This window comes from Candidatus Kryptonium thompsonii (assembly GCF_001535985.1).
Lineage (GTDB): Bacteria > Bacteroidota > Ignavibacteria > Kryptoniales > Kryptoniaceae > Kryptonium > Kryptonium thompsonii.
The window spans coordinates 1-12180 of the sequence record NZ_CZVS01000058.1 but is presented as its reverse complement, the minus strand read 5'-3'; the positions used below and the strand labels follow the sequence as shown (position 1 = coordinate 12180).

Here is a 12180-nt window from a genome sequence, read left to right as displayed (position 1 = left end):
GTGGATTTATCCAATGGTGTGATAGAATTTGAGGTTAACGATGGGGTTTATGAAAAGGTTAATTTCACGGTTGAGGAATTATTTGGCGGGAGAGAGATTTTTGATTTGATACTTCAGATAAAAAATTTATTAAGGAATGGGACAAGACCGAGTGATTCGCTTCTACAAAGGTTTAATGAAATTTTTGAGTTTATTGTAAGTCAGGCGTCGAATGTTGGGGCTTTGATGAACAGATTTTTGCTTTTACAGAAGCAGATTGAGAAGCAAAATACCATTTTAAGGGAGATTTTATCAATTCGTCAGGATACGGATATGGCTCAACAAGCGATAAACTTGCAAAGAGATAGGCTAATTCTTGAATCGGCTTATGCAGTTGCTGGAAGGATAGTTCAAAAAACAATCATTGATTATCTGAGATGAAGAACAATTCAAACTTTGAGTTTGGAACTATCGTTGGGCTTATACTTGGTGTGTTGTCGATTTTTGGTTCGTTTTTGCTTGAGGGTGGAACTCTTGGAGCCTTGATTTTAATTCCAGCGATGCTTATTGTTTTTGGTGGGACGATCGCAACGGCGATGATCGGTTCGCCAGCAAAGATATTTTTTAAAATTCCAAGTTTTATAAAGCTTGCGCTTATCCCGCCAAAATTTAATATAGTTGAAACAATTGAGACAATCGTTAACTATGCAATCATAGCGAGAAAGGATGGAATTCTTGCGCTTGAGAAGGAGGTTAACAATATATCGCATCCATTTTTGAAAAAGATGTTGCGCCTTGCAATCGATGGGACTGATCCTGAGACGATCCGTGAGATTGCGGATATCGAGATAAATTATATAACCGAGAGACACATGGCTAATGCGACGGTATTTCAAAAGATGGGAGGATATGCACCAACCATGGGAATAATCGGAACGGTTATGGGATTAATTTCAACACTTGCAAACGCTGGGGGCGATCCAAATGAATTAATTCACCATATAGCGAGTGCATTTATAGCGACGCTTTGGGGTGTGTTCTCGGCAAATATTATTTGGCTACCAATTGCTGACAGGTTAAAGGCAATCCATGCGGAGGAGAAAGTTTTGCTTGAAATCATCGTTGAGGGCGTGCTTGCAATTCAAGCTGGCGAGGTTCCAACAATAATTAAAACAAAGCTTTATTCAATGTTTCCGATAAGTGAACAAGCGATAGAAATTTGATCATGTCAAAAAGGAAAAAGGGACATACCGAGGAACATGAGAATATCGAAAGATGGCTTATAACTTACGCTGACCTTATTACGCTTCTTCTTGGACTTTTTGTTGTTCTTTATTCAATGTCGCAAATTGATTTGAACAAGTACCAACAGTGGATTTCAGCTTTTAGTCAACTTTTTGGCGGTGGCGGAGTTCTTTCTAGCGGCAAAGGGATTCTTGTAACCCCAATACCCCCGAAATCAAGTTTAGATGCGATTGCAAATTCATCTAAACCATCAAGCCAACAGAATCTCGAAGCTCAGCTCAACGCAGTTTTAAGTTCCAGCATTCAATCAAAGAAAATAATGATAACAACATCTACTGAGGGTTTGACAATTCATCTTCTTGAAAGATTGCTTTTTGAATCGGGAAGCGCAGATTTAAAACCAGAGGCGAAAGCAGTTCTTGATACGCTTGCTGAAATTTTAAAATTTTTACCGAATAAGATAAGGGTTGAAGGACACACAGATAATAGACCGATCAATACTGTGCGATTTCCCTCAAACTGGCATCTTTCAGTTGCAAGAGCTTTGAACACAGCATATTACCTGATGGGCAAAGGTGTTCCCCCTGAGAAAATTTCAATTGTTGGGCATTCGGAATATAAGCCTATTGCGCCAAACGATACCGAGGAGAACAGGGCAAAAAATAGAAGGGTTGATATAGTTGTAATTTCAACTCAAAGTGGAGTACTTGGAAAAATTTCAAATTAAATTTTTTGATGATGAGATGAAAATAAAGAATTCACAATTCGGAGAAGTTGAATTTGATGAGAATATAATAATTCCATTCCCTGAGGGAATAATAGGATTTGAGGATTTGAAAAGGTTTATCATAATACATGATGAAGATTGTGAACCATTCCGTTGGTTGATTTCAGTTGATGAGCCTGAGGTTGGTTTTGCAATTCTTGAGCCATCGCTTGTTGTTCAAGATTATTATGTTCGCGCTGGATTTGATCCCGAAGTTTATGCTCTTTTTGTGATAGTGACATTAAGCCATGAGATTTCAAAGATAAGTGTTAATTTAAAAGCGCCAGTTGTAATTGATAAGGTTAAAAATTTGGGCAGGCAGGTTATACTTGAAAACGCTGATTTTGAAGTATCTTATTTTTTATTTGGATGAATAAAGAAAAATTTACGAGAGTTTAAAAATGCTTGTACTTTCAAGAAAGGTTGGGGAATCGGTCATAATACGAAACGATATAAAAGTTACCGTGCTTGAGATTTCGGGAAACCAAATAAAGCTTGGTTTTGAAGCTCCAAGCAATGTATCAATTTATCGTGAGGAAGTTTATGAAAGGGTAGTGAAAGAAAATAAATTGGCGTCTAAAATTCGCCGCGATTCCTTAAAAAATTTTGCAAAAGAATTTAAGAAATGATCATTTCGAGGCGCATAAATAAACTACTGGTTCATCTCCTTCAACTCTTGCCCAGTGAATTGTTCCAGCTGGAAGATCGAGCCTATCCCCAGGACCGAGAACAAATTCTTCATTGTTAACCCCATATCTCATTTTACCGCTCACAACCCAACGAACTTCATCGAAAGCATGGGAATGATTGCCATAGTAAGTTCCTGGTTCATCCATCCAGATGTAAGGTGTCATCCCTTCTGAGCGAAGTATATTCTTGAGTTCTTCAACATCTGGTTTATATGACTTATCCCAACGCGTTAATTTCATAATTGAATCAGTTTTTGTGTATTTTACCGTTTTTCCCTTAAAGATGCAAGTTTTAGTTTAAGGTTTTGAATTTTTCTTTCAATTTTAGAGTTTAAATTTGGATCTCTCGATGTCAAAATTATTTTGTTTAGCTCTGAAATTGCTTCACCGTAGAGTTCAAGTTTTTCAAGCGATGTGGCAATTATCATTTTCAGTTCAATGTCATCCTTTAACTCATCGAATCTTGACATTAAATCTTTAGCCCTTATCGATGCAGTTTCGTAAAATCCGTTTTCAAAAAGGGCTTTTACACCACTTGCCCAAAATTTAGCTGAATTCCAACCCGCCTTCAAACCTGTTTTTTCTTTTTCTATGTCAGCGCCGTAAATTCCAGTTGATCTTGCATTTGGTTTATCCTTTTTCATCTCTGGAATTGCCTTCATCTCTTCAAAAGCAAGTTGAAGCAAGAGTTCTTCTTTTGATAATCGTCTTAAATCAGAAATGTTAATAATTAAGCTTCCATTCGATTTAAAGAATGTTTTAGCCCCTTCAATTTCAATGTATGAGTTTTTGTCCAAAAAAATTGTGTCGGTGGGGCGAAGTGTATCTCCAACTGAAAGTTTTTCCCATACTTCCCGTGCGCCGTGTCTCACCTGTGCTGTTCCATTTAACTTCTTTACTTTGTAAGTGTAGTTTTCACTTGACACAGAGTGCGAGATGAATGAAAGTATGAGAAGCGATAAAATCAAAATTTTTCGGATCATTTTAGACTCCAAACTTTATTTTTCGATGAAAACAATTTTAGCCTTTCCTTTGGTATGTCCAAGATTAACTTCAAAGTCGTTGAAAAACTGTTCAGCTCCCGTTTCCCACGCTTCGTCAAATCCTTTGTGAACGAGCGTTGTTTCAACGGGGATCCATGCGGTTTCAGTGCCACTTTCATTTTTTAGAATGATATATTTTTTCTCGTTGCTCGTTATAGCCTGAGCAAATTTTTTATCGATTTCAGTGTCAAATATGATGTAAACATGTGATTCGTTAATTTTTCTTAAGCCTTTCACATCAACAAAAGCAACTTTGATTCCAATTGAACCAAGCAAAGAAGCATACAAAATTGCAAGATCATCGCAGTCACCTGTGCGAAGTTTCAATGTTTCTTCGGGAAATTGAACTTTATCTATGCTTAAACTCGGATCACTTACATAGATTATATGTTTTGAAAGTTCGTCGAATATAAATTTCGCTTGATAGAATTTTCTCAACGCTGGATCTATCTTTTCGAGTGTGTCTTTATGTTCCAAAATTACTATTCTAGCAAATGAAGAAATTTCTGGGGAATCAAATTTTAGGAAAGATTTTAAGTCTTCAACATTTCCATTCCAATCATTTCGACCACGCAGAAAGATTTTGAACTTTTTAACTTCATCGGGGATGTCGCTCGTTGATTTAACATTTAACAAAGCGTCTATTTTAATTGGCTCATTATTTTCTGGATTAACCGTCCCAAGTGATATTGAAATTGGTATTGTTTTTGTCTCACGGGGTTTTATTTCAAATTCGTTTGGCTCAGCTTCGATGTCGAGGGGAAAAGAAAGTTTAAAATCGATCTTTGCGTTTAAAACTTTATCAGATGTGTTTTCAATCTCAACCGAACCGATATTTCTTTTTTCAAAGTCGCTCAGCATGTGTGGAAAAATTTCATCTTCAATCCTGAGGCTCTTAACTCTCAAGCTTTTTTCATACCACCTACTCATATCAACTGAAATTGAAAATGTAACTTCATCCCTAGTGAATTTTTCGAACTCGGGATTTTTCACAAGCGTTTCAAAAAATTCATCTTGCGTTAATTTACCGTCTTTCCAAACATTTGATGTATTTTTAAAGTAAGCAAGGTCGAACTGAAATAGTCCACTTCTAAATCCGACCCCAGTTGAGAAACCACCGATTTTTCCTTTCTCTGAAAACAGACCGCTTCTTAAAAATAAATTTTTAATCGGTTGAACTTCAAACCCAGTGCGAAACTCTCCAATGGACGAAACTTCAAACCCAGATTTTAAAATTTTAAAATCTAACCCTGCGGATGCTTTGATTTTAAACTTATCTTCAAATTCAAAATTTTTAAATTGTTCTGGAAATCTTCCAAACCCGAGCGATAAATTTTCAAACAATAGAGCAAGTGACATTTTTGGGGTAACTTCATAAAGCAATGAGATTTTTGAGTTAAGGTTAGAAGATTGATATTGCGATGTTTCAAGGCTTACTTGTGGGAGTGAATCCGTTGGTTGAATTTTGTAGCCTGTTTCGACGAGATTTTGAGAGATGTATTGGACTGATGAACCCAATGAAATTTTATTTGAAAGTTTTAAGGCGTATGTCAAGGTATAATTTGAAGAATAAGTTATTTTGCGTTGGAATTCAGCCCTTAAGGTTGAAGTCCCGATATTTATCGTCACAGTTGATGGAAAGACAAATTCAATGCTTGAACCTGGCGAATAAATAAAACCGAGACTTTGTGTTTCTGTAAGTCTTTTTGCTATTCCGATCGAGTGCATCTTAGTACCTGAATAAGTTTTGTAATAACCTGTCAATCCTATGTTCCAATCGTAAATTCTCATCAAACCTGCCGGATTCACCGTTGATGATAAAGCAGAGTTCACAAATGTCGAAAAACCGGCGACGGCGGTTGCCTGTGGCGATGTTAAATTTTGTGCCACAGCCAGATTGAGCGCTGTAAAAAGTAAAACGAGAGGGCGCAGTTTCATCTCAATTTAACTTTAAAATAAAGTGTTGATGACACAAACCCAGTAACATTTCCTTGATAGTCAGGAATACTTATGCTTCTTTGATATTTTTGAACTATGCTAAATATAAGATAATTTTGCTTGTATTCATCCGGTATAAGCTTTAAAATGTTCGGACCAATCTGAATTTTTTGGGTATTTAAGTTTTTAAATTTTAGCATCATAATCGGTTTCATCGCGAATTCTCCTTCGTCTGGCAAAGGTGTATTTACGACTATGTCCAAGGAGTCAGCTTTTAACTTAAGTTTAAACTTCAAGTTCTCGCCGTCATATTCTGGCAGGTTTTCCAAGTCTTTTTTGTCGGGTGTGTCTAAATCGAAAGAGTATTCTAAGCCTGATTTGTTGACAATTTTAAATTTATGCTTTGCTGAATGTTTGAATTCGAAATTCGTTGTTTTAAGTTTATATTCCATGCCGTAGATTGAATCCATTCGCCCATGGTGGCCCTGCGATGGGATTCTCATTTTTCTAAATGACTTTTCAAGCTTTACATTTTCAAGGTAGATATCGCCGATATCTAATCCTCTTCTTTCACGCCAGCGACCCATATCTATAGGTGGTGAATTAACATCGCGGAAAAGCGCATACGCGACGGTTGTATCATATCTACTACCCGATTCGGAAATAAATTGGGAATAACTTAATACAATTAAACCCATCGGATTCATCATTTCAGAGGTTAGAATGCCCGTTTGTGCTGAGTTGATAAACTCGATAACTGGCTCTGTTTCGTCAAGATAGTTAACCTCGACGTTCAATTTTCCATCTTCATCAGGCGGTATTATCAGTGAATTTTTACCACATCCAAATAATGCGAGAATAATTATTATGTAAAAAACTTTTTTCATTTTTACCAACTTATGTCTTTCGGAATTAAATTATCATTTCAAGAAAAAAAGTGCAAGCCCGGATGACCCGAGCTTGCACTCAGTGAACTGCGCCCTCAGCGCTCAATCTGGCCTGCCATCTCTATTTCTATCCTTGCCACCACGCGCCTTGTTTTTCAGTGAAGCAACGATGTTACCTATTATCTTACCCTGATCCCCAGGATCACTTGGGTCAAGTATCCTTCCTGTGTTCAAGTCTATGAACCATGAAGTCAAATCAAAGACGAGAACATACGGGATATTTTTGTCTGTTTCAGTAATTGTAAAGTCTCCCTTGATCTTGAACTCAGTATTAACTCTTCCAGTTGTGAAAACAAAGTCTTTCCAAGCACCATTCTGATAAATTTGACCTTTAACATAAATGCTCTTGCCAAGGAATGAGTCTGGAACTGCTGGATTTACCTGTAAGTCATAAGGAACAATAGCATGAACCTTAAACTTGATACCATTGTAATTTCCAGGTGGCAAGCTATCAACGGCAATCCGAGTTGGTTCATTGTTTCTTAATGTCACGAAGAACGGTCCTTTAAATCTTATTGTTGGATCATCATCCATTCTTCTCATCTTCTCACGCATCATGTTCATATCATGGTCATCCCAGAGAGAATCTTCTTTAACAGTATCAATATTTTGTTTAAATTGAATCCAGCGGAGAACGAGTATAGCAAAATCAACTTTTATTGAGTCAACTTGGCCAACTGCTTTTGCAAAAGTTATATTTCCCGATGTTTCTCCTACTGCTTTGAGTTCAATTGGGACTGCGGTTGTTTCTGATGGTTCTGTCCCTTTTGTGCAACCGCTGATTATAATTGCCATTGAAATTAAGCCGAGGAGAAATAATTTTTTCAACATGGTAGTATCCTCAAATTTTGTTTTAGTTTTTTCATGTTCACACTTACTTATAGTGCAATTATCGTGCCAGAAAAATTTATTGTCTTTCAATGTAGAGTTTTGAGGTAAAATGCTGGGATTCATCCCCAAATTGCTGGGTTTAAGGGTTCCAGTCATTTTGATTTAAGTTTTCAAGGGTAAGTTCGCCCCTATGAAATTTTAAGGCAAACTCCTCAAGGTAAAAATGATACCTTGCTGGAAGGTTTTTGTATTTTAACTTAATGATGGATTTAATTTCGTTTTCAGATTTGCATTGGTTGATGATCTCTATAAAGTTTTGGATGTACTCGATAAGCTTTTTCTTTGCCTTTTCTGCGGCTTCAACGTCATTTTCAGCCAGCTTCATAGATGTTTTAATGAGATCGAATTCACACTCGTATAGATTTTTAAAGCATATTCCTCGCAGATATTCACTGATCGTTCCTCGGTTTAAGCCAAGTTCATTTGCAGTTTCAGAGATCGCGCTGTGTGAGAATTTTTTCTCTCTAAGTAAGTTTAAAATTTTCTCTTCGATGTCTATTTTTCCCTTCACTGATTTTGCAATCTCCTCCGGTAAATCTTTAAGTTGAATCAAGTTTCTTCCGCTGGACTTTGCAAATATGATTGCTCTTTTTATAGCATTCTCAAGCTGGCGGACATTTCCCGGCCATTCATAGTTTAAGAATGCATTCATCACAGCATGCGAAGCTTTCATATCGCTGGATTTGAATTTTTTCAGGAAGTGTTCAACAAGAAATGGAATGTCTTCTTTTCTTTCTCGTAGAGGTGGGACATGGATTCGGACGACGTTTAACCTATAATAAAGATCTTCTCTGAATTTCCCTTCTTTCACGGCTTTTTCAATATCGCGATTTGTTGCGGCAATGATTCGCAAGTCAACTTTTAAAATTTCTGTTCCACCAACTCTATTAAATTCGCCCGATTGGATGAATCTTAGAATTTTTGCCTGAAATGATTCGGGCGTTTCTGCAATTTCATCAAGGAATATTGTTCCGCCGTCGGCAATTTCAAATAAGCCCTTTTTTTGTTGCGTTGCCCCCGTGAAAGCCCCTTTTTCATAACCGAAAAGCTCGCTTTCAAGCAATGTTTCTGGGATAGCGGAACAATTTATCGCTATAAATTTTTTATCCTTCCTTGGGCTTAATTTATGTATTGCCATTGCGATTAACTCTTTGCCAACTCCGTTTTCACCTGTTATCAAAACTGGTACATCCGATGGAGCAACTTTCTTTACAGTTGAAATGACTTTTTCCATTTTACTGCCTTTTGAGTAAACGATGCCCTCGAATTCGACTTTTTCCGCTTTTTCAACCTCGGAGAATTCTGAAAGGTCCTCAAACTTTGATGTCAATTCCTTTATCTCGTCGTAAGTTTTTTCAAGATTTGAGAGTGCCACCGTTTTCTCATCAGCGACTTTTAAATTTTCAATCTCTCTTTGGAGTTCAATTATTTTCATCTCCTTTTCCTTGATCATATCTTCAATTCTCTTTTTCTCATTTTCAAGCTCAATCATTTTTCTTCTTTCAGACTCAAAAACATAAACCATCCCTAAAAATATCGATAACAAAGCAGTAAGGACAGGATATATTGAAATCGAAATTCCGAGTGTAAACAAGAAAGTAATAAGCGCAAGGGAGAGCAAAAATGTTAACGCAGGAAAAATCCCAAACCTTAAAACATTTGAGAGATTCCGCAATGAGATCAAATGTAGAATCAATACAGATAAGACAAAAGATAAAACGAAGTTGAGAATGGGTCCAGTTTTAGTTATAAATTTTTTTTGAATTATGGTATTTAACGACATTATGTGAACCCCAGTGGCAGGAAACTTATCTTGAAATGGGCTTTTAACCGTTTGTCCGAGAACATCGCTGAGGAATCCAACGAACACAATTTTATTTTTAAATTCCCCCATGTTAATCTCTGGTTCAAGACCAGATTTAAACGCATCGTAAGATTTTATGAAATCTAAAACCGAATACATTTTTAAAGCCCCTGTTCCACCGCTATAGTTTATCAGTATCTTTCCGTTTTTTGTTGGAATTTCGATTCTGCCAAGTTGAATCTTATCTTCAAAAATTTTAACTGAATCCCTTGGGATTTCGTAATAAACTCGTGCAAGTTCGAGCGAGAGCGATGGGAGATATTGATTTTTTCCAAATTGAACAATCAAGGGAATCTCTTCAGGGAAGTCACGCTGGATATAATTGAGATGCCCTAACCCTGCACAACTTTGAAGAAGTTCATCAAATGGCGCAAGAAAATTCGAGCCTTTGAGAAAATTTGAGTTTTTATCGTTCCCAGTTATCAAAAATTTTTTTAGATTTTTTGATATTTGGGTTGTATCTTCAGCTGATTTTCCAAAACTTGTAAAACTTCCACCCAGATAAACCCTTTTTGATTTTTCCGTAGTCAAAACCAGAAGATTGTCTCGCTCTGGATAATCGGGATTTTTATCGAGCAAGAGTATATCAAATGCGATCGCTTTAACATCCAATTCTGTAAGTAGCTCGATGAGGAGTGCGTAATAGCTTCGTTTTAAAGGGTATCCGCCAAGTGAGTGGATTGCGGTATCGTCAATATATAGAAATACAAGTGATGTGTCAACCTGCTGTTGTCCACGGAGTTTAAACTTCAGTTGGTTAAAAAACGAATTTAGATTTTCAAGGTAGGGAATTTTTGCTATTTCAAGCGTTAGAACGAGAAACGAGATTAAAAAACCAATGATCAGCCCGTGCTTATTTTTCATTTTTATCTCAAACAGTTTTTGGACTTAACTTAATTTAAGTAGCGCTTTTGAGTTTTCAAAAGTTGGAGATGGTTTATAACGCTTAATTTGATGTCAACGGTGTCTTGCTTATTTAGTTTGACTTTGGTAAATTAAGTTTCGAAAAACAAAACTTTACTACATTTTATGAGTAGAGCATATCTATCTTTACAAGCACCTTGCATTCCTTCATTAGTTAAAAACTTTAAAACAAATTTTTAAAAGGAGGACCCACCATGGGAGTTAAAATTCGTAAAGAAGAAGCCCTTGAATACCATAGTCAGGGACGAAAAGGTAAACTTGAAATTATACCATCAAAGCCGTGTTTAACGCAAAGAGACCTTTCACTTGCCTATACCCCGGGAGTTGCCGAGCCGTGTAGGGAGATATATAAAAATCCTGATCTTGCCTATGAATATACAATAAAGGGGAATTTCGTTGCGGTGGTTTCAAATGGTACAGCGGTTTTAGGACTTGGTGATATTGGGGCGCTTGCGGGGAAGCCCGTTATGGAAGGGAAAGCAGTTTTGTTCAAAAGATTTGCAGATATTGACGCAATTGATATTGAGATCAACGAAAAAGACCCTGATAAGTTAATTGAAATAATCGCAGCACTTGAACCAACATTTGGAGGAATTAACCTTGAGGATATCAAAGCACCTGAATGTTTCTACATTGAGGAGGAGCTGAAGAAGAGGATGAGCATTCCAGTTTTTCATGACGATCAACATGGGACAGCGATCATAAGTGGAGCTGCACTTTTAAACGCACTTGAACTCGCTGGAAAGAAAATCGATGAGGTTGTAGTTGTCTTCAACGGAGCTGGCGCATCAGCTATAGCGTGTGCAAGGTTTTATGTTCTTCTTGGTGTTAAGAAGGAAAATATAATTATGTGCGACACTAAGGGCGTTATTTACAAGGGAAGGAAGGAAAGTATGAACCCATATAAGGAAGAGTTTGCGACCACAAGATTCGGTGATGGTGCAACTTTGAAAGATGCGCTTGTTGGAGCAGATGTTTTTGTCGGTTTGTCCGTTGGCAATGTCGTCACGAAGGAAATGTTAAAAACAATGGCGGATAATCCTATTGTTTTTGCGATGGCAAATCCCGACCCCGAGATAACCTATGAAGATGCAATTGAAGCGCGCGATGATGTGATAATGGCAACTGGAAGATCCGATTATCCAAATCAAGTTAACAATGTGCTTGGTTTTCCGTTTATCTTTAGAGGTGCGCTTGATGTGAGAGCGAGGGCGATAAATGAAGAGATGAAGCTTGCAGCAGCTCGAGCACTTGCTCAACTTGCAAAGCAAGATGTCCCTGATTCAGTTATTCGTGCTTATGGTGGCGAAAAGCTTGAATTTGGGAGAAATTACATAATACCGAAGCCATTTGACCCGCGCGTTTTAACTTGGGTTGCCCCAGCGGTTGCGAAAGCCGCAATTGAAAGCGGGGTTGCGAGAATTCAAATTACGGATTGGGAAGAGTATAAACATCAACTCGAGGTTCGCCTTGGGATATCGCGTGAAATTATGAGACCAATTTTTGCAATTGCGAAGAAAAATCCAAAGCGAATTGTTTTCCCAGAGGGTGAAGAGGCGAAGATTTTAAAAGCGAGTCAAATATTAATTGACGAGGGGATAGCAAAGCCAATTTTGATCGGTTCGGAAAACATAATAAGACAGAGAATCGAAGAGAATAAACTTAGTTTGAAAGATGTCAAAATTGTTGAGCCGTTGAAATATCCAAGGTTTGATGAATATGTCGAGGAATACTATCGCCTGCGTCAGCGTAAGGGTGTGACCTTGAAAGAGGCTCGTAAAATCATGGCTTTGCCAAATTACTTTGGTGCGATGATGGTAAGGATGGGAGATGCGGACGGATTAATTTCTGGTTTAACATCTCACTATCCTGATACGATTCGTCCCGCTCTTCA

At 37.4% G+C, this 12180-nt stretch carries 12 protein-coding genes; 6 read left to right on the top strand and 6 right to left on the bottom strand.

The annotated features are described in order from the left end of the window. The 5 genes from AWW78_RS08375 to csrA all read left to right on the top strand — a co-directional run. The coding region (locus AWW78_RS08375; RefSeq protein ID WP_176696242.1) for a flagellin at positions 1-420 on the top strand (420 nt) is incomplete at its 5' end. Beyond that, positions 417-1202, top strand: coding sequence for a motility protein A (locus AWW78_RS08370; protein ID WP_047134861.1), 786 nt, complete (start codon positions 417-419; stop codon positions 1200-1202). The genes AWW78_RS08375 and AWW78_RS08370, both read left to right, overlap by 4 nt. A gap of 2 nt (positions 1203-1204) precedes the next feature. Beyond that, the gene (locus tag AWW78_RS08365) at positions 1205-1951 is read left to right on the top strand and encodes an OmpA family protein (protein ID WP_047134860.1); all 747 of its coding nucleotides are present in this window, start codon (positions 1205-1207) and stop codon (positions 1949-1951) included. A gap of 16 nt (positions 1952-1967) precedes the next feature. Beyond that, on the top strand, positions 1968-2363 hold the full coding sequence (fliW, locus tag AWW78_RS08360; RefSeq protein ID WP_075426218.1) for a flagellar assembly protein FliW: 396 nt from the start codon (positions 1968-1970) through the stop codon (positions 2361-2363). Positions 2364-2391: 28 nt separating this feature from the next. After that, the gene (gene csrA, locus AWW78_RS08355; RefSeq protein WP_047134858.1) at positions 2392-2619 is read left to right on the top strand and encodes a carbon storage regulator CsrA; all 228 of its coding nucleotides are present in this window, start codon (positions 2392-2394) and stop codon (positions 2617-2619) included. Here csrA and AWW78_RS08350 read toward each other — a convergent pair whose 3' ends face one another. The 6 genes from AWW78_RS08350 to AWW78_RS08325 all read right to left on the bottom strand — a co-directional run bounded on the left by AWW78_RS08350 (position 2620) and on the right by AWW78_RS08325 (position 10226). Next, positions 2620-2919, bottom strand: a complete 300-nt coding sequence (locus AWW78_RS08350; protein ID WP_047134857.1) for a cupin domain-containing protein — start codon at positions 2917-2919, stop codon at positions 2620-2622. Between the two features lie 23 nt (positions 2920-2942). Further along, positions 2943-3662 carry a FecR family protein gene (locus AWW78_RS08345; RefSeq protein WP_047134856.1) on the bottom strand — a complete coding sequence of 240 codons (720 nt, stop codon included), beginning with the start codon at positions 3660-3662 and terminating at the stop codon, positions 2943-2945. Between the two features lie 15 nt (positions 3663-3677). After that, positions 3678-5660 (bottom strand): transglutaminase domain-containing protein, encoded by a 1983-nt coding sequence (locus AWW78_RS08340; RefSeq protein ID WP_047134855.1) that lies wholly within the window; start codon positions 5658-5660, stop codon positions 3678-3680. Then, on the bottom strand, positions 5657-6547 hold the full coding sequence (locus tag AWW78_RS08335) for a hypothetical protein (RefSeq protein ID WP_047134854.1): 891 nt from the start codon (positions 6545-6547) through the stop codon (positions 5657-5659). Before AWW78_RS08335 ends, AWW78_RS08340 begins: the two co-directional genes overlap by 4 nt. A gap of 102 nt (positions 6548-6649) precedes the next feature. Continuing rightward, positions 6650-7438 carry a hypothetical protein gene (locus tag AWW78_RS08330; protein ID WP_047134853.1) on the bottom strand — a complete coding sequence of 263 codons (789 nt, stop codon included), beginning with the start codon at positions 7436-7438 and terminating at the stop codon, positions 6650-6652. Positions 7439-7577: 139 nt separating this feature from the next. Then, on the bottom strand, positions 7578-10226 hold the full coding sequence (locus tag AWW78_RS08325) for a sigma 54-interacting transcriptional regulator (protein WP_075426217.1): 2649 nt from the start codon (positions 10224-10226) through the stop codon (positions 7578-7580). A gap of 254 nt (positions 10227-10480) precedes the next feature. Here AWW78_RS08325 and AWW78_RS08320 point away from each other — a divergent pair. Next, a partial coding sequence (locus tag AWW78_RS08320; RefSeq protein ID WP_047134852.1) for an NADP-dependent malic enzyme occupies positions 10481-12180 on the top strand: 1700 nt, incomplete at its 3' end.